Genomic DNA, 19,588 nt, shown 5'->3' on the forward strand with positions numbered 1-19,588 from the left:
TTACTCCTCCCCCAGGATCTGCGGCACCTTGAAACGCTGCTGCTCCTGGGCCGGGGCGCCGGAGAGCGCCTGCTCGGGGGTGAGCGAGGGACGGACCTCGTCCGGCCGCATGACGTTGGTCAGCGGGAGGGGGTGCGAGGTCGGCGGTACGTCTTGGTCGGCGACCTCGCTGACGCGGGCGACCGCGCCGATGATGTCGTCGAGCTGGCCTGCGAAGTGGTCGAGCTCTTCGGGCTTCAGCTCCAGACGCGCCAGCCGGGCGAGGTGGGCGACCTCCTCGCGCGTAATGCCAGGCATGCAGCGATCCTCTGGGGTGAGTGTGTGTGTTTTGGGGTCAATCCTATGGGGCGGGCGGCCGTGCCGTGTCCCTTGCCGGGAGGGGGGCCGGGGGGTGGGTTGTGGTAACCGGTGCTTGTACGTCGCCGTGCGTTCGGTGGGGGGTGCTGCGACCGGTCGCTCGCGGGACCCGGGGCTGCTGTTGCCCGCGGAGTACGCGGCGGCCGGCGTGGGTGTGGGCCGGGGGGTGTTCGCGCAGCCCGGCGCGAGCGGGGTGCCGTCGCGCCCACCCGTGCCGCCCCAGCGGCACGACTGCCCGCGGAGAGCGGAGGCGCGGCACGACCACCCGCGGGGCGCGGAGGAGCGGCACGACCGCCCGCGGGGCGCGCGGAAGAGCGGCACGACCGCCCGCGGGGCGCGGAGGAGCGCGCAACCGCCCGCGGGGCGCGGAGGAGCGGCATGACTGCCCGCGGAGGGCGGGGAGCGGCGGGCGGAGGGGTGGCCGTGGGCTGTCTGCGGGCGCGTACGGCGGCCGGGGTGGATGGTGCGGTGCGGCAGTGGTCGCGCGCGGCGGGAAGGGGACGGGGCGGGGGTGGCCGCCCGCAGCGACTGGCGCGTCCACGCCCCGAACCCCTACCAGTCGGCCTATTCCGCGCCAGTCCGAGGACGGCCACCCCCGACCCGGCCCCGACCCACCCACCGCCCGTAGGCGCTACGCGCACCCCCACCACAGGGACAGCGGCGCCGCAGGCATACGACCACCCACCCGCACCCGCCCCGCGGGTCAGTCCTCGGCTGTCGTCGTCGCCGCGGGCAGTGCCGCCGCCGGGCGTTGCCACCCCCGCGAACCACGCGCGAGCAACCACGCCGTGGTCTCGTCCGGCGGCATCGCCGCGGCCACCAGCCACCCCTGCACCGCATCGCAGCGCAGGTCCCGCAACCGCTCCCACGTCTCGTCGTCCTCGACCCCCTCCGCCACCACGAGCAGCCCCAGCGAGTGCGCCAGATCGATCGTGCACCGCACGATCTCCGCGTCCTCGGTGTCGACGGCCAGCCGCGCCACGAACGAACGGTCGATCTTCAGCTCGCTCACCGGCAGCCGCCGCAGATGCACCAGGGAGGAGTACCCGGTCCCGAAGTCGTCCAGCGACATTTTCACGCCGTGCCCGGTCAGCGCGTTCAGCGTGTCGGCCGCACGCTGCGGGTCCTCCAGCAGGACATGCTCGGTGATCTCCAGCTGAAGCGCTCCCGCCGGCACCCCGTGCCGGGCCAGCCGCGCCGCGACGGACCCGGCGAAGCCGGGAATGTGGACGTCGCGCGGCGACACGTTGACGGCGACCGGCACGAACAGCCCCTGCGCCCGCCACTCGGCGACCTGCCCGAGCGCCGTCTCCAGCACGTACTCGGTGAGGTGCGGCATCAGCCCGGACGACTCGGCGATCGCTATGAACTCGTCCGGCGGCACCCTGCCCCGCTCCGGATGCACCCACCGCACCAGCGCCTCCAGCCCGGAGACCTGCCCGTCGAAGCGCACCTTCGGCTGGTAGTGCAGCTCCACCTCACGAGCGTCCAGCGCCCGCCGCAGATCACCCAGCAGCCCCAGCCGGTCCGGGGTGTTGGAGTCGCGCTTGGACTCGTACGCCTCGACACCCGTGCGGTCCCGCTTCGCCTGGTACATCGCCACGTCGGCCCGCCGCAGCAGCCCTTCCGCGTCGACCGCGTGGTCCGGGAACACGGCGACCCCCGCACTCGCCTCCAGGACGAGGGTGAGCCCGTCGAGGTCGAGCGGGGAGCTGAGAGCGGCGACCAGTCCGCGGGCGACGCGGGTCGCGGACGTCGTGGAGTCGGCGACGGGCAGTAGGACGGCGAACTCGTCACCGCCGAGCCGCGCGGCCTCCGCCCCGCGCGGCAGGGCGGCTCTCAGCCGGTCGGCGATCTGCAGCAGCAGCCGGTCACCGGCGAGGTGCCCGAGCGTGTCGTTGACCGACCGGAACCGGTCCAGGTCGATCAGCATGAGCGCGGTACGTACGCCCATCCGCTCGGCGTCGTCCAGCGCGGTCCAGATACGTTCCAGCAGCCACTGCCGGTTGGGCAGCCCGGTGAGCGGATCGCGCAGCTGTTCCTCGGCCCGCGCGCGGGCTATCCAGAGGGTGGAGTCGAGGGCGATCAGCGGGATGGAGAACAGCGGCAGCAGTACGGGTTTGGCGTCGGCGACGACACACACCAGGGGCGCTATGCCGAGCAGGGCGACCGCGACGAGCCCCTGCCGCACCAAGGCGGTGCGGGCCACGGTCGGCAGCCCCGCGCGGGGGGTGTGCAGGTACCACAGCAGCCCGCGGGTGACCGCGAGGTAGACGGCGGCGACGAGCACCACCCCGGGGGCGGTGTACAGCGTCCAGGTGTCCGGAGTCGACGGCGACTCGACGGACGGCACGCAGCCGAACGCGGCCAGCACCAGCGCCCCGGCGCCGATGCCGAGGAGGTCCACCGCCCCGTGCAGCACGCCCTGCCGCCAGCGGCCCCGCCGGGCGATGCCGACCAGCACGACGACGGTGAGGCTGACCATGCCGGCCGCGACCCAGCCGTACAGCATCAGGACGGCCAGCGTCAGGGCGGCGCCCGAGCCGGTGCCGCCCCACCAGCGCGACCGCCCCAGCATCACCAGGTGTCCGACGATGATCCCGGTCAGCACGGCCAGGGACCAGCCGACGGTCCCGGACGGGAAGAGCGCGTGCCCTCCGGTGAACGCCCGCAGGAACCCGGCACCCAGCACGAACCCGGCCGCCGCGACGACCGCGGTGGGCAACGCGGGCCAGGACGGGTGCCGTTCGGTGTCCGCCTCGCCCAGGGACGCGGACAGCGACTCGGACAGCCCGTGCCCATGTCCACCGCCCGCCAACCCGCCGGACGGCAACCCGCCGCCCGCCAACCCGCCGGACGGCAACCCGCCGGACCGCAACCCGCCGCCCGCCGGTCCCGCGTCCGGCGGTCCCGCGCCGCGCCGCCAGGCGACCGCCATACGGCGCAGGCGCAGCCGTGAGCCCGGGGCGGCGCTCTCGGTCGGTTCCATTCCCGTCCCTCTCACAGCCGGCGGTGCCCACGCCACGCGGCCCGGTGCCCGACTACCCTCAGCGGCTCCGCGGTGGAAAGCCCTTCCCCGGACCCTTCACGGGTGCGGGTTTGCCCCGACCGCAGCTGGGCACGGCAGGCGCACATCTCAACAGTAGGCCGCGGACGGCTTCCAGGGGCACCGGTCGCCGACGGTTGCCCGAATGCGCCCCAGCCACCCGTATGCATCTGGTATGCGCCGATCGGGTGGGGTTCAACCGTTACTCCTCGGCCGAAAGAGCGGCGTCGGCCGCGGCCTTCGGTCCGTGCTCGAGGAGGACGGTGAAACCCTCCTCGTTCAGCACCGGCACCTTGAGCTGCATCGCCTTGTCATATTTTGACCCGGGATTGTCTCCGACCACGACGAAGGACGTCTTCTTGGAGACGGATCCGGTCACCTTCGCGCCCTGATTCTGCAGCGCCTCTTTCGCGCCATCCCGGGTGAAGTTCTCCAGAGTTCCGGTCACCACGACGGTGAGCCCTTCCAGTGGACGCGGCCCCTCGTCCTCCCCCGACCTCTCGTCCTCCATGCGGACTCCGGCCGCTTTCCACTTGCGGATGATCTCCCGGTGCCAGTCCTCGGCGAACCACTGCCTGAGCGAGGCGGCGATGGTCGGGCCGACCCCCTCGGTGCCCGCCAGCTCCTCCTCGGTGGCCTGCTCGATGCGGTCGACGGAGCCGAACTCACGGGCCAGCGCCTCCGCCGCGACCGGCCCGACATGACGGATCGACAGACTCGTCAGCACGCGCGCCAGCGGACGCTCCTTGGCCGCCGCGATGTTCGCCAGCATCGCGACCGCGTTCTTCCTCGGCTCGCCCTCCTGGTTGGCGAAGACGGTGGCGGTCTTCTCCTCGCCGGTCTCCGGGTCCCGCTTGGGCAGCCCGCTGTCCTGGTCGAGGACGTACGCCCTGATGGGCAGCAACTGCTCGATGGTGAGGTCGAACAGGTCGCCCTCGTCCCGCAACGGCGGGTCCGCGGGCTCCAGCGGCCTGGTCAGCGCCGCCGCGGCGACATAGCCGAAGTGCTCGATGTCCAGCGCCTTCCGCCCGGCCAGGTAGAACAGCCGCTCCCGCAACTGAGCCGGGCACGTACGGGCGTTGGGACAGCGCAGGTCGACGTCGCCCTTCTTCATCGCCTTCAGCGGCGTACCGCACTCGGGGCACTCGGCCGGCATCACGAACTCCCGCTCGCTGCCGTCCCGCAGGTCGGCGACCGGGCCGAGGATCTCGGGGATCACGTCACCGGCCTTGCGCAGCACCACCGTGTCGCCGATGAGGACGCCCTTGGCCTTGACCACGTCCTGGTTGTGCAGGGTGGCGAACTCCACCTCGGAGCCGGCCACCGTCACCGGCTCGACCTGCGCGTACGGCGTGACCCTGCCCGTACGGCCCACGCCCACGCGGATGTTGACCAGCTTGGTGTTGACCTCCTCCGGCGCGTACTTGTACGCGATGGCCCAGCGCGGGGCGCGCGAGGTGGTGCCGAGGCGGCCCTGGAGCGGGATCTCGTCGAGCTTGACGACGACGCCGTCGATCTCGTGCGCCACGGAGTGCCGGTTCTCGCCGTAGTAGGCGATGAACTCCCGTACGCCGGTGAGGTCGTCGACGACCTTGTTGTGCTCGGAGGTGGGCATGCCCCAGGTCTTGAGCAGGTCGTAGCCCTGGGAGAGGCGGGTCATGCCCTGGTAGCCCTCCAGGACGCCGATGCCGTGGACCACCATGTGCAGCGGGCGGGTGGCGGTGACGCGCGGGTCCTTCTGGCGCAGCGAACCGGCCGCCGCGTTGCGCGGGTTGGCGAAGGGCTTGTCCCCGGCCTCGACCAGGCGGGCGTTGAGCTCCTGGAACTCCTCCATCGGGAAGTAGACCTCGCCCCGGATCTCCACGAGGTCCGGCACCTTGTCGCCCTTCAGCCGGTCCGGGATCTCGGCGATGGTGCGGACGTTGGGCGTGATGTCCTCGCCGGTGCGGCCGTCGCCGCGGGTCGCCGCGCGGACGAGGCGGCCCCGCTCGTAGGTGAGGTTGACGGCGAGGCCGTCGACCTTCAGCTCGCACAGGAAGTGGAACTTCTGCTCGCCCAGCTCCTTGTGGATGCGCTCGACCCAGGCGGCGAGGGCGTCGTCGTTGAAGGTGTTGTCGAGGGAGAGCATGCGCGAGACGTGCTGCACGGAGGTGAACTCCGTCTCGTACGCCCCGGCGACCTTCTGGGTCGGCGAGTCCGGAGTGCGCAGCTCGGGGTGCTCCTCCTCCAGCGCCTCCAGCTCGCGCAGCAGCCGGTCGAAGTCGGCGTCGCTGATGACGGGCGCGTCGTTCACGTAGTACCGGAAGCGGTGCTCCTCGATCTGCTCGGCGAGCTTGACGTGCTTCTCCCGTGCCTCGGCTGGCACGCTCGTCGTCTCCGCTTGCTTGTCGCCGGCCACCGTGTGTCCTCCCGTTACTCTGGGTTGTCCGCGAGGGATCTCGCCGCCCGGACGCAGTGGGCGTAGGCCGCGCGCGCGTACGCGGGCGAAGCTCCCGCGAGTCCGCACGCCGGGGTGATCGTGACCGCCTCCGGGAGGAGTCCCGGCCGCAGCCCCAGCCTGCGCCAGAGCGTCCTGACACCCATGACGCTACCGCCAGGGTCCGACAACGGACCGTCCGTGCCCGGGACGACACCGGCGAACAGCCTGGTCCCGCTCTCCACCGCTTCCCCGATCGCCTCGTCGTCACGCTCGGTGAGAAGGGAGAAGTCGAAGGAGACGCCCGCCGCGCCCGCCCGGCGCAGCAGGGCGAACGGCACGTCCGGTGCGCACGAGTGGACCACGACGGGCCCGCCGTCGTGAGCCCCGACGACATCGCGCAGCGTGGCCTCGACGAGTTGCCGGTCCACCGCGCGGTGGGTGCGGTAGCCGCTGGCGGTCCGCACCCGTCCGCGCAGTACGGCGGTGAGGGACGGTTCGTCGAGTTGCAGGACGGGCTGCGCGCCGGGGAAGCGCCGCCGCACCTCGGCGAGGTGGAGGCGGAGCCCTTCGGCGAGGGAGGCGGCGAGGTCGCGGCAGGCGCCGGGGTCGGAGAGGGCCGCCTCGCCGTTCCTCAGCTCCAGGGCGGCGGCGAGGGTCCAGGGGCCGACGGCCTGGACCTTGAGCGGGCCCTGGTGGCCCTGGGTGAACTCCTCCAGTGCGTCGAGGTCCTCGCCGAGCCAGGAGCGGGCGCGTTTGGTGTCGCGGCCGGGGTGGTCGCCGATGCGCCAGCCGCTGGGTTCTACGCGGGCGTACAGGTCCACGAGCATGCCCGCGGTGCGGCCGATCATGTCCGCGCCGGGGCCGCGGGCGGGGAGTTCGGGGAGGTGCGGGAAGGTTTCGAAGCTGCCGGTGGCTGTTTTGGCGGCTTCTCGGGCGTCCCCGCCCGGCATGGAGCCGATGCCCGTGGCGGGGCCGAGGCTGAACTGGCTGTTTTCGCTCACCTGTAGAGCGTACGCAGGGGGCGGCCGGAGGTTTTTCGCCCCCGCCGCCCCTCCCCGTCCCGTCCCCGGGGCGCTGCCCCCGGACCCCCGCTCCTCAAACACCGGAGGGGCTGGATGGTGCCGGATGGTGCCGGACAGGCCAGTACTACCGCCCCGGTCGCACCGTCAGGTCGTTGATCTCCGCGTCCCTCGGGAGGTCCAGGGCCGTCACGATCGTCGTGGCGATCGACTCGGGGTCGATCCATCGCGCGGGGTCGTACTCCTTGCCCTCCTGCCGGTGGACCTTGGCCTGCATGGGGCTGGCCGTGCGACCGGGGTAGACCGACGTCACGCGGACGCCGTTTCCGTGCTCCTCGTGGCGCAGGGAGTCGGCGAGGGCCTTCAGGCCGTGCTTGGAGGCGGCGTAGGCGGACCAGTCGGCGTGGGCGTTCAGGCCGGCGCCGGAGTTCACGAAGATCACGTGGCCGCGGCTCGCGCGGAGCTGGGGAAGGAAGTGGCGGGTCAGCTCGGCGGGGGCCACGAGGTTGACGTTGAGCTGGTTGCGCCAGGCCTTCGGGGTCAGTTCACCGACCGGCCCGAGGTCGACCACTCCGGCGATGTGGAGGAGGGAGTCCACCCGCTCGGGGAGCGACTGGTGGGAGAAGGCCCAGGAGAGCCGGTCGGGGTCCGCGAGGTCGCCGACGAGGGTGCGGGCGCCGGGGAGCCCGGCCGCCAGTTCCTTCGCCCGGCCCGCGTCACGCGCGTGCAGCACGAGTTCGTCGCCGCGCGCGTGCAGGCGGCGGGCGACGGCGGCGCCGATGCCGGAGCCCGCGCCGGTGATCACATGGGTAGCCATGACCGCCATGCTCGCATCACCGGGCGTTCACTCCACGCCCAGGCTCTCCTCCAGGTACGCCAGCGCGCCCACCGGCTCCTCGGCGAAGAACACCAGGTCGGTGAGGGGGCGCGGCAGGAAGCCCTCGTCCTCCATGCGACGGAACTGTTCCTTGAGCCCGTCGTAGAACCCCGCGGTGTTGAGCAGCACCACCGGCTTCTCGGTGTGCCCGTGCTTCTTGAGCTCCAGGATCTCGGTCGCCTCGTCGAGGGTGCCGGTGCCGCCGACCATGACGACGACCGCGTCGGCCTTCTCCAGCAGCAGCCGCTTGCGCTCGGCGAGGTCCTTCGCGACCACCATCTCGTCGACGCCGTCACGGGCCTTCGCCGCGAGGAACTCCACCGAGACGCCGAGGAGCCGGCCGCCCGCCTCCTCCACGCCGTCGGCGACGACCTTCATCAGGCCCACGTTCGAGCCGCCCCACACGAGGGTGTGGCCGCCCTTGCCGAGCAGCCGGGCGAAGTCCCGCGCGGGGCGCGTGTAGCGGTCGTCGAGGTCGGCGGCGGAGAGGAAGACGCAGATGTTCACGGGCCCACAGTACGGGCCCGGTCGGCCATCGCGGTCAGCCGCATCTTCGACTGCCGGTGCGGCAGCTCCTCCCAGTCGTCCATGAACCGCGCGGACAGGCCGTACCCGGCGGCGAGCTCCGCCAGCGTCTCGGTCCGGTAGTAGAAGTCCTCGTGCAGCACCTGGTGCTCCTCGCCGTCGGTGCGGTCGAAGGTGAAGTCGAAGAACCCGCCGGGCGCCAGCACCCTGCCCACGTGGGCGAAGCACTCCTCGATGACGTGCCGGGGCGAGTGCGAGAAGACGCTGTGCGCGTGGACGACGTCGAAGTGGCCGTCGGGCAGGAAGGCGAAGGTGAGGTCGGCGGCGAGGGTCAGGTGGGGCAGCTTGGCCTGGAGTCCGTCGCGTACGAGGGTGTCCTGGGCGGCGAGCAGGATGTGCGGCGAGATGTCGATGCCGTAGTAGTGGCCGGGTTCCAGGTGGTCGATGAAGAGACGCCCCGCGCGGAGGTTGCCGCAGCCGATCTCCAGCATCCGGTGGTGCGGCCGCAGACCGTGTCCCACCAGGTAGTCGAACTGCATCCGGCCGATGCGCGCCCACTGCTCGCGCGAGGGGTTGTGGCCGACGGCGGCCTCGGCGCTGCGGGCGGCGTCGGAGGCCATCACCGCGCGGTAGTACGCGATGTGGTCGCGGTGCCGCAGCCGCAGCCAGGCGTCGCGCAGGGCGCGCCGCGCGTGGGCGGGGACGCGGCGGGGGTGGCCCAGGGCGTATCGGGCCCGGTGGGCGAGGGTCGCCCGGTTCCTTCCGGTGTTCCTGGCTCCCATGGGGCCTCCTCGGGAAGAACTCCGCTACAGGGTGCGCTGTAATCGCCGGATCGGCTACCCGGAAGGAGCGATCGTGACCAAGGGCCACCGCATCACCATCGAACCCAGTGAACGGCACGTGCGCGTGGTGCACGGCGGGCGGGTGCTGGCGGAGAGCGACCGTGCACTGGTGCTGCACGAGACGGGCTGTCCCGCGCGGTACTACATCCCGCCGGAGGACGTGCGCCTCGATCTGCTGACGCCGTCGGACACGCACACGCACTGCCCGTTCAAGGGCGACGCCTCCTACTGGTCGCTGCCGGACGCCGCGGACCTGGTCTGGGCGTATCCGGAGCCGAAGGCGGACGTCGCGCGGATCAAGGACCACCTGTGCTTCTACGACGTGGAAGTGGGCTGATCGCGTAGAAGGGTTGCGATCGGCGGACGCGCCGCCCGCCTCCCCGACGAATTTCGCGCCGTGCGGCAGTCTGTCGAGACATGGACAAGAACATCTCTTCGCGCGACGGCACCTCCCTGGCCTACGAGAGCGCCGGGCGGGGGTTGACGATCGTCCTCGTCAGCGGCGCGATGTCGACGGGCGCCACGGTGGCGCCGCTGGCGGCCCCCCTGTCGGAGCGGTTCCGGGTGGTCGTGTACGACCGCCGGGGCCGGGGCGCGAGCGGTGACACGGCGCCGTACGCGGTGGAGCGCGAGGTCGAGGACCTGGCGGCGCTGATCGAGGCGGTGGGCGGCGAGGCGGCGCTGTACGGCGTCTCCTCGGGGGGTGCGCTGGCGCTCAGGGCGGCGGCGAGCGGGCTGCCGGTGCACCATGTCGCCGTGTACGAGACGCCGTACGCGATGTCGTCCGGCGAACTGGCGGAACGCGCGCGGTACACCGATGAGCTGACGGCGGCGCTCGCGGACGGGCGGCGCGGGGACGCGGTGGAGCTCTTCCTGCGGCTGACCGGGCTGGGCGAGGCGGTCATCCGGGGCGCGCGGCAGTCGCCCATGTGGGCCGGGATGGAGTCGATGGCACCGAGCCTGGCGTACGACGACGCCGTGATGGGCGACGGGAGCGTCCCGCGCGAGCTGCTGTCGGGGATCGGGGTGCCGGTGCTGTCGATCGCGGGGGACGCGAGCCCGGCATGGATGCGTGAGGCCGCGCGGGCGATCGCGGAGTCCGTCCCCCGGGGCACGTACCGCACCCTCGGGGGCCAGACCCACATGGTCGAACCGGACGTCCTGGCACCGGTGCTGGGGGACTTCTTCGCACGGTGAGCGGCGGGGCCCGAAGCCGTGAGTCCCCGCGGCGCGGGTGCGCTCACGGGGCTGCACGGCGCCCGGACGCATGCGGACCAGGCGGGGCCCGACGGGGCTCAGGGGTGGGCGCGGAACCTCGACTCGAACCGCTGGAAGGCCCTTTCCTGCTCCCACTGCGCGGCGGCCTTGGGGCTGGCGTCCAGCAGGCGCCGGCAGTCCGCGCCGGGGCGGGCGGTGCCGAGCCCGGTGCCCCGGCAGGCGGCGGCCGGACGGTAGCCGTCACGGGTGGGGTTGCCCCGCCAGAGGCTCGCGCCGGGGAGGAAGGCGTACTCCAGGGAGGCGCGGGCGAGGTCCTTCAGCTCCGGGTAGGACAGGTCGTACGTGTCGGCGGCGTACCGGTACTCGTGGCTGATGTCGATGCGGCTGACGCCGGGGTCGTCGGTGGCCAGCACGACGGGCACGCCGTAGGCGCGGTAGGTCTCGAAGGGGTGGTCGTCGCCGCGCACGCCGAGGATCTGGGCGTTGCTGGTGAAGGGGACCTCGACGGCGGTCTCGCGGGCGGCCATGGTGCGCGCGGTGCGCTGCCAGTCGTCCTCGTGGACGAGGTCGACCCCGTGGCCGATGCGGTCGGCGCGGGCGACGTCCACGGCCTCCTGGATGTGGAAGGCGAGGTCTTCGGGCTTGACCAGCCCGGGCCACAGCTCACCCGCGTGCAGGGTGACACGGGCCTCCGGGTAGACACTCCGGAGGTACCGCAGCATGCGCATCTGCAGGCTGTAGTCGCGCAGCGCCGTCTCCGAGTCCTCGGGCTGGACCAGGTTCACGGCGACGAACCGCGGGTCCCGCTCGGCCAGGCGCATGCCGAGGGCCATCTGGGTGAAGACCCGTTCCGGTGCGCTGCCGCGCGAGACCTGGGAGATCCAGCGGACCGGGACGCGGCAGGCGGGTTCGGGGCTGCCGGTGTCGCAGCGGGCGGCGGTACGGAACTCGGCGTCGGCGTCGTCGGATTCCTTCCGCGCCTCGGTGACCAGCCGGTCCAGCTTGCCCCCGGCCGTCAGCCGCTGGTGCAGCCGGGCCAGGTCCGGGTCCCAGCCGACCTCGGCCGCGAGTGCTTTCGCCCCGTCGGAGGCCGGGGTGACCATGGTCTCCAGATAGAACTGGTTCTGTGCGGCGATGTCGTTGGCCACCTGGGCGAGCAGTTTCCCGCGGTGGCGCCAGGTCACCTCGCCGAACTTGCCGAAGGTGTCGAAGAAGTGGTCGTGGCCGTTGCCGTCGGCCGGGGAGTCCTGCATGGACCAGGCGCGCACGATCGCGTCGTGGAAGGCGCGGTCGGTGCGGGCGTCCGCGGCGGGGCGGGTGCCCGGGCCGCACGGCGGGGCGACGGCGGTCATCGTCGAGGTGTCGACGCACAGCCCGTCCTCGGCGGCCAGTTCGATGAGGTACTCGGTGGAGACCGCGCCGGAGAGGTGGTTGTGCAGATCACCGCCCTTGGGCAGCCTGCGGAAGAAGTCCTCGGCCAGGCGCGGGGTGTCGCGGATCGCGTCCAGGCGGGCGGCCGCGGCGGCCTCGGTGGCGGTCGCCGGGCGCGGGGACGGCGGCGCCGCCGCGCGGGGCGCGTCGGACACGCGCGGGTCGGCCTGGGCGGTGGGCAGGACGGCGGGAGAGGAGAGCAGGACCAGGGCGCTGAGCCCGGTGGTGGCCGCGGTGCGGGTCCGGCGTGAGAGGCCGGGGATTCGATGAGTCACACCCGGTGATCGTCACAGGGGACGTCCGGGACACGGTTCCGGGCCGGTGTCCGCCGAGTGATCACCCGGGTGGGGGAACCGCGTCCAGCTCATCCGTTCCATCCCGCGCGGGCGTTCGCCCCGCGCGGCGGGGACGGCAACGCGACCGGTCACCGGGACCGGCCGCGCCGGCACCGCAGCCGTGCGTCAGACCGGCGAGGTCGCTTCCCTGGCCCGCACGGTGGACGCGATCGTCGCCGAGCCGACCACACGTGTGCCGTCGTACAGCACGATCGCCTGGCCGGGGGCGACGCCGCGGACGGGCTCGGTGAAGCTCACCCGGAGCTCCCCGTCGACGAGTTCCGCCGTCACCTCGGTCTCGCCGCCGTGGGCGCGCAGCTGGGCGGTGTAGGTGCCGGGGCCGGAGGGGGCGGCGCCGCACCAGCGGGGCTTGATCGCGGTGAGGGCGGTGACGTCGAGGGCGGCGGCGGGGCCGACGGTGACGGTGTTGTTCACCGGGGAGATGTCGAGGACGTAGCGGGGCTTGCCGTCGGGGGCGGGGGTGCCGATCCTGAGGCCCTTGCGCTGGCCGATGGTGAAGCCGTACGCACCCTCGTGGGTGCCGATCTTGGTGCCGGACTCGTCGACGATGTCGCCCTCGGCGCGTCCCAGCCGCCCGGCGAGGAAGCCCTGGGTGTCGCCGTCGGCGATGAAGCAGATGTCGTGCGAGTCGGGCTTCTTGGCGACGGCGAGGCCCCGGCGCTCGGCCTCCGCGCGGATCTCCTCCTTGGTGGTGACCGTGTCGCCGAGCGGGAACATCGCGTGGGCGAGCTGGCGGTCGTCGAGCACGCCGAGGACGTAGCTCTGGTCCTTGGCCATGTCGGAGGCGCGGTGCAGCTCACGTGTGCCGTCCTCGCGCAGGATCACCTGGGCGTAGTGGCCGGTGCACACGGCGTCGAAGCCGAGCGCGAGCGCCTTGTCCAGCAGCGCGGCGAACTTGATCTTCTCGTTGCAGCGCAGGCACGGATTGGGGGTGCGGCCGGCCTCGTACTCGGCGACGAAGTCCTCGACGACGTCCTCGCGGAAGCGGTCGGCGAGGTCCCACACGTAGAACGGGATGCCGATGACGTCGGCGGCGCGGCGGGCGTCACGCGAGTCCTCGATGGTGCAGCAGCCCCGCGCGCCCGTGCGGAACGACTGCGGATTCGCGGAGAGCGCGAGGTGGACTCCGGTCACGTCGTGGCCCGCCTCGGCCGCGCGGGCGGCGGCGACGGCGGAGTCGACTCCGCCGGACATGGCGGCCAGGACGCGGAGGGGGCGGGAGGGCTGCGGGGTGTCAGTCATAGCCCTTCAAGGGTACGGGGGCGCGGGAACCACGGCGGCCGGGTATGCGTTCACGATCACATGGGGGAGAACAGGGCTTCCGAGGACGGGGACCGGCGCTTGGGGCGGCGGGCCCTGATCGTGGGCGGGCTGGCGGCCGCGACGGGCACGGCGGTGCTGGCGCGGGACGAGCTGGCGCGGCTGTGGTGGCGTGTGCCGGGCGTCGAGAAGCCGCGCGAGGCGGGCGCGGTCGACTACGCGGGCGCCCGCTGGGTGGCGGCCTCGGAGGCCAACTGGCGGCGGGCGGACCGGCCGGACGACTTCCGCATCGACATGGTGATCGTGCATGTCACCCAGGGCAGTTTCGACAGCGCGGTGCGGGCGTTCCAGGATCCGGGGCACAAGGCGTCGACGCACTACATCGTGGGCCAGGACGGCCGGATCACGCAGATGATCCGCGAGCTGGACGTGGCGTACCACGCGGGCAACCGCGACTACAACGAGCGCAGCGTCGGCATCGAGCACGAGGGGTTCGTGGACCGCCCGGAGGACCTCACGGACGAGATGTACGAGGCCTCGGCCCGCCTCACGGCCCGGATATGCGCCCGCTACGACATCCCCGTCGACCGGGAGCACATCATCGGCCACATCGAGGTCCCCGGCACGGACCACACCGACCCGGGGCCCCACTGGGACTGGAACCGCTATCTGAAGCTCGTCCGCGCGGCCCGCACCTCCCGCACCGGGACGGAACCGGACACGAAAGCGCTCCCGTAGGGACGAGGGGGCGCGGGGAACACGGGGAACACCCCCTTACGTCAGCCCCGCCGCCCGGGCCCGCTCCACCGCCGGCCCGATCGCCTTCGCCAGCGCCTCCACGTCGGCCTCCGTCGAGGTGTGCCCCAGGGAGAAGCGCAGGGTCCCGCGGGCCAGATCGGGATCCGTTCCGGTGGCCAGCAGGACGTGGCTGGGCTGCGCCACACCGGCGGTGCACGCGGAGCCGGTGGAGCACTCGATGCCCTGGGCGTCGAGGAGGAGGAGCAGGGAGTCGCCCTCGCACCCGGGGAAGGTGAAGTGGGCGTTGGCCGGCAGACGGCCCCCGGGAGCGGGGTCGCCGCCGAGGAGGGCGTCGGGGACGGCCTCGCGGACCGCGGTGACGAGGTCGTCGCGCAGCCTCCCGATCTCGCGGGCGAACCACTCCCGCTGTCCGGCGGCGAGCCGTCCGGCGACCGCGAACGCGGCGATGGCGGGTACGTCGAGGGTGCCCGAGCGGACGTGGCGCTCCTGGCCGCCTCCGTGCAGCACGGGCACGGGGGTGTGTTCCCGGCCGAGGACCAGCGCGCCGATGCCGTACGGGCCGCCGATCTTGTGGCCGGAGACGGTCATCGCGGCCAGCCCGGAGGCGGCGAAGTCGACCGGCACCTGGCCGAAGGCCTGGACCGCGTCGGAGTGCAGCGGGACCCCGAACTCGGCGGCGGTCTCGGCGAGTTCACGGACCGGCAGAATGGTCCCGATCTCGTTGTTGGCCCACATGACGGTGGCGAGGGCGACGTCGTCGGGGTTGCGGGCGATGGCCTCGCGCAGGGTGTCCGGGTGGACCCGGCCGTGGGAGTCGACCGGCAGGTATTCGACGGTCGCGCCCTCGTGCTCGCCGAGCCAGTGGACGGCGTCGAGGACGGCGTGGTGCTCGACGGGGCTGGTCAGGACCCGGGTGCGGGCCGGGTCGGCGTCGCGGCGGGACCAGTACAGGCCCTTCACGGCGAGGTTGTCGGCCTCCGTGCCGCCCGAGGTGAGGACGATCTCGCTGGGGCGGGCGCCGAGTGCTTCGGCGAGGGTCTCGCGGGCCTCCTCGACGGTGCGCCGGGCGCGGCGTCCGGCCGCGTGGAGGGAGGAGGCGTTGCCGGTGACGCCCAGGTGCGCGGCGAGCGCCTCGACTGCCTCGGGGAGCATCGGGGTGGTCGCGGCGTGGTCGAGGTAAGCCATGGTGGGGCCGATTCTACGGGGCCCCGGACGCCGGACCCGGGCCGCGGTCGGCCGGGTTTCGACGCCGGCTCAGAAGCTCCACGAGATCGTGCCGTCGGCGTGCATGAACGCCGCGAGGACGACGAGGTCGGCGATGCCGAGCCCGAGGCCGAGGAGGGCGCGGCCGCGCCGGGGCGTGCCCCGCCGGAGGGCGAGAACCGCCAGCACGATGGCGGTCGGGCCGAGGAAGACGTTGAGGACGAGCAGGCCCAGCAGGCCCAGGACGAAGGAGGCGACGGCCATCCCGTCGGTGTCGTGGATGCCGGTGCGGCGGCCGGCCGGTGCGGTGAGGTGCATGGTGATCGGCTCCCGCGGTCGGAGTGGTCGGGGGCTGGTTTTCGCGCGGGTCAGCGCGTTGATGTGCCGCGTCGGCGGCCGTGGCGTTCGCGCAGCGCGAAGACGCCGAGCCAGACGGCGATGACGGCGCCGGCGGCGACGGAGAAGGGGAGCGGGGCGTGGGCCACGGTGCCCAGGGCGACGCCCAGCAGCAGAAGCGCGGCGACCAGGAACAGCATGAGTGGGTCCCTCAGTTTCGGCGAACGCTTGCAAGTACAGGTGTGCGAGTACAGTTGTTCACTGACTTCCCAGTCTAACGAGACTCATGACTTTCCCGTTCCGGAGAACGGTTGTTGACTGCATGGCATGAGTCACATCTCCGGCGGCATTCGGCAGACCCAGAAGAGGAAGACCCGGCAGGCGCTGCTCGACGCGGCGCTGGAGCTGCTCGAGGGGCAGAGCCTGAGCAGCCTGGGCCTGCGGGAGGTCACCCGTGCCGTGGGGATCGCCCCGACCGCCTTCTACCGGCACTTCCGGTCGGTCGAGGACCTGGGGGTGGCCCTGGTCGAGGAGGCGCTGGGCAGTCTGCACACGATGATCCGGACGACGGTGTCCACGACCGGCGACGGGGAGGAACGCATCGCGCGTGCCATCGAGTTGATCGCCGGTCATGTGGACGCGTACCCGGCGCACGTCCGGTTCATCGCACGCGAGCGGCACGGCGGGGTGCGGTCGGTGCGGGAGGCGATCCACGGCCGGCTGGGGCTGTTCACCGCGGAGGTCGGCCGGGTGCTGGCCGGGGACGCGGTGTCCGCGGGGTGGAGCGAGGAGGATGTGCTGATGCTGGCGCAGCTGTATGTGGATCTGATGCTGGGTACGGCGTCGCTGCTGCTGGAGGCGCCGGCGGGGGAAGCGGGGGCGCGGGAGCGGGAGCGGGTGGCGGGGGTGGCTGCGCGGCAGATGCGGTTGATCGGGATCGGGCGGGAGCATTGGCCTGGCCGGCCGGGTGGGGGCGCGTAGCTGCCCGGCGGGGCGGTAGGGGTTTTCGCCCCCGCCGCCCCTTCCCTTCCCGTCCCCGGGGGCTGTGCCCCCGGACCCCCTTTCGGCCCTGAACGGGCCTCGTCCTCAAACGCCGGACGGGCTGTCCTGCAGGCGGACCCTTGCCAGTTGGCGGGACTGGGCCACCAGGCGGTCGCTGCTGTCCCAGACCTCGGCGTCCTCCTCCAGGAAGCCGCCGGCGAGGTTGCGGGTGGTGATGGAGACGCGCAGGGGGCCCGGCGCGGGGCGGCAGCGGACGTGGGCGGTGAGCTCCACGGTGGGGACCCAGCCGGAGATGCCCAGCTCGAAGGCGGTCGGCGGCAGGGCGTCCACCGCGAGCAGCAGGGCGAGCGGGTCGGGGTCCCGGCCGTCGGCGAGGCCGAACCAGGCCCGCATCTCCCCCTTGCCGGAGGGCTGCCCGAGGGCCCAGCCCAGGGTCGACGGGTCGAGCTTGAGCATCAGGCGGTCGGTGATGGCGGAGCTGCCCTCGACGGGGGCGGGGCCGTCCTCCGGGCCGAAGCACTGCTCCATCGGCGGGATCGCGGGCGGTTTCGCCGTCGTACGGACGTGGTCGGGGAGGGCGTCCAGGTCGCCGTAGGAGGCGAGCACGCGGATGCGTTCGACCTCCCGGCCCTGCTCGTCCCGCTGGAACAGGGAGGCCTGGCCGGTCGACAGGGTCCGCCCGGTGCGCACGGTCTCGGTGCGCACCACCGCCGGTCCCGGCTGGGAGGCGGTCAGGTAGTGCGCGGAGATGGCGAACGGGTCGGGGTGCGGCAGGGCGTCCGCGAGGGCGCGGCCCAGGACGGCCAGCAGGTAGCCGCCGTTGACGGCGTTGATGATCGTCCAGCCGGCGGAGAGGTCGATGTCGTAGACGCCGGGCGCCCGCTGGGTGAGAGCGGTGTCGCGGTCGAACTCGCTGGCGCCGATCGTGGCCCGGGTGGCCTGGGCGGGGGCTGCTTCTGGCATGGATGAACAGTACAAGAAGATAATACTAAGCGGTAGCTTTGTGGAGCGGCCGACGGACGCCGTGAACCTCGTGCCGGTTTTCGCCCTCTGTCCGGACATGAGCCTCACCGGGACCCCGTTCCTCTGCGCCCTGGCCGTCCTGGCCGTCGTCGCCCTCGGACTGCCGCTCGCGCTCTGGACACGGGTGCGCGGGCCCCGTGCCGTGCGGGCCGTCACCCGGGTGACCATGCTGCTGTTCGCCCAGATCACGGCGGTCGCCCTGGTCTTCGCCCTGGTCAACAACGCCAACCAGCTCTACGACGACTGGTCCGACCTGCTCGGCACCGGCGACCACGTGGAGCACGCCGCGGACCTCGGCGCCGACGGCACCGGCGGAGTCGTACCGGAGCGGCTGCCCAAGGTCCGCCAGACGTTCCGGTCCGCCGGCGGACCGGGCATGCGGGCGGCGGGCGGGGTCCGCGCGACCGAGCTGACGGGCCGGGTCTCCGGGGTGAAGGCCGAGGTGTACGTCTGGCTGCCGCCGCAGTACGACGATCCCGCCTGGCGCGATCACCGGTTCCCCGTGGTGGAGCTGCTGCAGGGCTACCCGGGTTCGGCGAAGGCCTGGTTCGGCACGCTGGACGCGCACGAACAGCTGCTGCCGCTGATGCGGGACGGCAGGATCGCCCCCTTCGTGCTGGTGGCACCGCGCACCGCCCTGCTGCCCGGCGTGGACACCGGCTGCGCCAACCTTCCCGGCCGGGTGAACGCGGAGAGCTGGCTCAGCATCGACGTGCCGCGCATGGTGATCGACAACTTCCGGGTGCGGAGCGACCCGCGCGGGTGGTCGGTCGCCGGGTACTCGGCCGGCGGGCACTGCGCGACCCGCCTCGCCGTCGCCCACCCCGACCGCTTCGGCGCGGCGGTCAGTCTGTCCGGCTACAACGACCCGGCCGTCGAACGCGCCTCGCTCACCGGGCGCGACCCGGCCCTGCGGGCCGCGAGCGATCCCCTCCGCATGCTGCGCGGGGCGGCGGTGCCGCCCCGGATCTCGCTCTACCTCTCCGGCCAGGAGAAGGACGGGTACGAGGACGCGATGGCTCTCGGGCGGGCCGCGAAGGATCCGACGAGCGTGCAGGTGGTGAAGGTGCCGCGGAGCGCGGGCGGACACACCATGGCGCTGTGGCGGCCGCAGGTGATACCGGCCTTCCGCTGGCTGACCGAGGAGCTGGGCGGGCACCGCACGGCGGACGCCGGGGGAACCCCGGACGGGCCCTAATCCTCCGTGACCGTCGAGCGGCGGTGCCAGGCGCGGGGAGCCCGCCAGTGGTAGCGCATCGCCAGCAGGCGCAGCACGAAGGCCGTGACCGCGGCGAAGGAGCCGGTCATCGCGTTCAGCGTGTCGTAGCGGAGGCACAGGGCGACCATGGCGGCGCCGACGATGGCCGGGACCGCGTACAGATCACGGTCCCAGCGCAGCAGCGAGGGCACCTCGTTGGCGAGCACGTCGCGCAGCACACCGCCGCCGACCGCGGTGGCCAGCCCGAGGCAGGCGGAGGCGGTCAGGCCGAGCCCGTAGTCGTACGCCTTGGTGGTCCCGACGACGCAGAAGAGGCCGAGTCCGGCCGCGTCGAAGACGTTGACCCCGACCTGGATGCGCTCCACGTGCGGGTGGAGGAAGAACACCAGGGCGGCGGCGATCAGGGGGGTGACGAAGTAGCCCAGGTCCGTGAAGGCGGCGGGCGGCACGGCACCGATGACCAGGTCGCGGAAGAGTCCGCCGCCCAGCGCCGTGACCTCGGCGAGCACGGCGATGCCGAACACGTCGAAGTTCTTGCGAACGGCCAGCAGGGCGCCGGATATCGCGAAGACGAAGATGCCCATCAGGTCGAGCGTATGCAGGACGGACGGACTGAACAGCTGCTGCAACACCCATATATTCTTACTCAGAAGCGCCCCTCGCCTTTCAAAAAGAAGGCGAGGGGCGCTGTGAGCT

19 protein-coding genes are annotated in these 19,588 nt (G+C 72.8%); 5 read left to right on the forward strand and 14 right to left on the reverse strand.

What is annotated here, in order from left to right; genetic code table 11:
• From gatC to ACZ434_RS16695, 7 genes are all read right to left on the reverse strand, one after another.
• On the reverse strand, positions 1 to 297 hold the full coding sequence (gene gatC / locus ACZ434_RS16665; protein WP_004925108.1) for an Asp-tRNA(Asn)/Glu-tRNA(Gln) amidotransferase subunit GatC: 297 nt from the start codon (positions 295 to 297) through the stop codon (positions 1 to 3).
• A gap of 763 nt (positions 298 to 1,060) precedes the next feature.
• Positions 1,061 to 3,346 carry a putative bifunctional diguanylate cyclase/phosphodiesterase gene (locus tag ACZ434_RS16670; RefSeq protein ID WP_468456267.1) on the reverse strand — a complete coding sequence of 762 codons (2,286 nt, stop codon included), beginning with the start codon at positions 3,344 to 3,346 and terminating at the stop codon, positions 1,061 to 1,063.
• Positions 3,347 to 3,605: 259 nt separating this feature from the next.
• Complete coding sequence (ligA, locus tag ACZ434_RS16675; protein WP_468456269.1) at positions 3,606 to 5,801, reverse strand: NAD-dependent DNA ligase LigA; 2,196 nt, start codon at positions 5,799 to 5,801, stop codon at positions 3,606 to 3,608.
• A gap of 14 nt (positions 5,802 to 5,815) precedes the next feature.
• Positions 5,816 to 6,823, reverse strand: a complete 1,008-nt coding sequence (locus tag ACZ434_RS16680; protein ID WP_468456271.1) for a methionine synthase — start codon at positions 6,821 to 6,823, stop codon at positions 5,816 to 5,818.
• 145 nt (positions 6,824 to 6,968) lie between these two features.
• Entirely contained in the window at positions 6,969 to 7,667 is a 699-nt protein-coding gene (locus ACZ434_RS16685; protein WP_468456273.1) for an SDR family oxidoreductase, read from the reverse strand.
• A gap of 18 nt (positions 7,668 to 7,685) precedes the next feature.
• Positions 7,686 to 8,225, reverse strand: coding sequence for an LOG family protein (locus ACZ434_RS16690; RefSeq protein WP_468456275.1), 540 nt, complete (start codon positions 8,223 to 8,225; stop codon positions 7,686 to 7,688).
• Positions 8,222 to 9,025, reverse strand: coding sequence for a class I SAM-dependent methyltransferase (locus tag ACZ434_RS16695; RefSeq protein ID WP_468456277.1), 804 nt, complete (start codon positions 9,023 to 9,025; stop codon positions 8,222 to 8,224). The genes ACZ434_RS16690 and ACZ434_RS16695 overlap by 4 nt, the downstream gene beginning before the upstream one ends.
• Positions 9,026 to 9,098: 73 nt before the next feature.
• Here ACZ434_RS16695 and ACZ434_RS16700 point away from each other — a divergent pair, with 73 nt between their 5' ends.
• The gene (locus ACZ434_RS16700; RefSeq protein WP_468456279.1) at positions 9,099 to 9,422 is read left to right on the forward strand and encodes a DUF427 domain-containing protein; all 324 of its coding nucleotides are present in this window, start codon (positions 9,099 to 9,101) and stop codon (positions 9,420 to 9,422) included.
• A gap of 80 nt (positions 9,423 to 9,502) precedes the next feature.
• Complete coding sequence (locus tag ACZ434_RS16705; protein ID WP_468456281.1) at positions 9,503 to 10,282, forward strand: alpha/beta fold hydrolase; 780 nt, start codon at positions 9,503 to 9,505, stop codon at positions 10,280 to 10,282.
• Between the two features lie 98 nt (positions 10,283 to 10,380).
• Here the strand turns inward: ACZ434_RS16705 and ACZ434_RS16710 are convergent, their stop codons facing one another.
• The gene (locus ACZ434_RS16710; protein ID WP_468456283.1) at positions 10,381 to 12,009 is read right to left on the reverse strand and encodes an adenosine deaminase family protein; all 1,629 of its coding nucleotides are present in this window, start codon (positions 12,007 to 12,009) and stop codon (positions 10,381 to 10,383) included.
• 186 nt (positions 12,010 to 12,195) lie between these two features.
• Entirely contained in the window at positions 12,196 to 13,332 is a 1,137-nt protein-coding gene (gene mnmA, locus ACZ434_RS16715; RefSeq protein WP_468456285.1) for a tRNA 2-thiouridine(34) synthase MnmA, read from the reverse strand.
• 60 nt (positions 13,333 to 13,392) lie between these two features.
• Here mnmA and ACZ434_RS16720 point away from each other — a divergent pair, with 60 nt between their 5' ends.
• Positions 13,393 to 14,088, forward strand: coding sequence for an N-acetylmuramoyl-L-alanine amidase (locus tag ACZ434_RS16720; protein WP_468456287.1), 696 nt, complete (start codon positions 13,393 to 13,395; stop codon positions 14,086 to 14,088).
• Between the two features lie 36 nt (positions 14,089 to 14,124).
• Here the strand turns inward: ACZ434_RS16720 and ACZ434_RS16725 are convergent, their stop codons facing one another.
• From ACZ434_RS16725 to ACZ434_RS16735, 3 genes are all read right to left on the reverse strand, one after another.
• Positions 14,125 to 15,294, reverse strand: a complete 1,170-nt coding sequence (locus tag ACZ434_RS16725) for a cysteine desulfurase family protein (protein ID WP_468456289.1) — start codon at positions 15,292 to 15,294, stop codon at positions 14,125 to 14,127.
• A 69-nt stretch (positions 15,295 to 15,363) separates the two neighbouring features.
• Positions 15,364 to 15,630, reverse strand: a complete 267-nt coding sequence (locus ACZ434_RS16730) for a DUF4190 domain-containing protein (protein ID WP_468456291.1) — start codon at positions 15,628 to 15,630, stop codon at positions 15,364 to 15,366.
• A 50-nt stretch (positions 15,631 to 15,680) separates the two neighbouring features.
• The gene (locus ACZ434_RS16735; protein ID WP_468456293.1) at positions 15,681 to 15,848 is read right to left on the reverse strand and encodes a hypothetical protein; all 168 of its coding nucleotides are present in this window, start codon (positions 15,846 to 15,848) and stop codon (positions 15,681 to 15,683) included.
• Between the two features lie 127 nt (positions 15,849 to 15,975).
• On the opposite strand from ACZ434_RS16735, the gene ACZ434_RS16740 reads away from it, so the two are divergent.
• The gene (locus tag ACZ434_RS16740; protein WP_468456295.1) at positions 15,976 to 16,629 is read left to right on the forward strand and encodes a TetR family transcriptional regulator; all 654 of its coding nucleotides are present in this window, start codon (positions 15,976 to 15,978) and stop codon (positions 16,627 to 16,629) included.
• A 105-nt stretch (positions 16,630 to 16,734) separates the two neighbouring features.
• Here ACZ434_RS16740 and ACZ434_RS16745 read toward each other — a convergent pair whose 3' ends face one another.
• Positions 16,735 to 17,613, reverse strand: a complete 879-nt coding sequence (locus ACZ434_RS16745) for a thioesterase family protein (protein ID WP_468456297.1) — start codon at positions 17,611 to 17,613, stop codon at positions 16,735 to 16,737.
• Here ACZ434_RS16745 and ACZ434_RS16750 point away from each other — a divergent pair.
• Complete coding sequence (locus ACZ434_RS16750) at positions 17,612 to 18,871, forward strand: alpha/beta hydrolase (protein WP_468456299.1); 1,260 nt, start codon at positions 17,612 to 17,614, stop codon at positions 18,869 to 18,871. The genes ACZ434_RS16745 and ACZ434_RS16750 overlap by 2 nt on opposite strands.
• Here ACZ434_RS16750 and ACZ434_RS16755 read toward each other — a convergent pair.
• Positions 18,868 to 19,524, reverse strand: a complete 657-nt coding sequence (locus tag ACZ434_RS16755; RefSeq protein ID WP_468456301.1) for a trimeric intracellular cation channel family protein — start codon at positions 19,522 to 19,524, stop codon at positions 18,868 to 18,870. The two genes, ACZ434_RS16750 and ACZ434_RS16755, sit on opposite strands and share 4 nt — an antisense overlap.
• Positions 19,525 to 19,588 lie beyond the last annotated feature (64 nt).

The organism is Streptomyces sp. NPDC030893 (genome assembly GCF_055571535.1).

Excerpts from the sequence above, each read along its gene's own strand:
- ACZ434_RS16735 (WP_468456293.1), bottom strand. The coding sequence starts at position 15,848 with ATGCTGTTCCTGGTCGCCGCGCTTCTGCTGCTGGGCGTCGCCCTGGGC.
- ACZ434_RS16730 (WP_468456291.1), bottom strand. The coding sequence starts at position 15,630 with ATGCACCTCACCGCACCGGCCGGCCGCCGCACCGGCATCCACGACACC.
- ACZ434_RS16725 (WP_468456289.1), bottom strand. The coding sequence starts at position 15,294 with ATGGCTTACCTCGACCACGCCGCGACCACCCCGATGCTCCCCGAGGCA.
- ACZ434_RS16695 (WP_468456277.1), bottom strand. The coding sequence starts at position 9,025 with ATGGGAGCCAGGAACACCGGAAGGAACCGGGCGACCCTCGCCCACCGG.
- mnmA (WP_468456285.1), bottom strand. The coding sequence starts at position 13,332 with ATGACTGACACCCCGCAGCCCTCCCGCCCCCTCCGCGTCCTGGCCGCC.
- gatC (WP_004925108.1), bottom strand. The coding sequence starts at position 297 with ATGCCTGGCATTACGCGCGAGGAGGTCGCCCACCTCGCCCGGCTGGCG.
- ACZ434_RS16745 (WP_468456297.1), bottom strand. The coding sequence starts at position 17,613 with ATGCCAGAAGCAGCCCCCGCCCAGGCCACCCGGGCCACGATCGGCGCC.
- ACZ434_RS16740 (WP_468456295.1), top strand. The coding sequence starts at position 15,976 with ATGAGTCACATCTCCGGCGGCATTCGGCAGACCCAGAAGAGGAAGACC.
- ACZ434_RS16670 (WP_468456267.1), bottom strand. The coding sequence starts at position 3,346 with ATGGAACCGACCGAGAGCGCCGCCCCGGGCTCACGGCTGCGCCTGCGC.
- ACZ434_RS16705 (WP_468456281.1), top strand. The coding sequence starts at position 9,503 with ATGGACAAGAACATCTCTTCGCGCGACGGCACCTCCCTGGCCTACGAG.
- ACZ434_RS16750 (WP_468456299.1), top strand. The coding sequence starts at position 17,612 with ATGGATGAACAGTACAAGAAGATAATACTAAGCGGTAGCTTTGTGGAG.
- ACZ434_RS16720 (WP_468456287.1), top strand. The coding sequence starts at position 13,393 with ATGGGGGAGAACAGGGCTTCCGAGGACGGGGACCGGCGCTTGGGGCGG.
- ACZ434_RS16685 (WP_468456273.1), bottom strand. The coding sequence starts at position 7,667 with ATGGCGGTCATGGCTACCCATGTGATCACCGGCGCGGGCTCCGGCATC.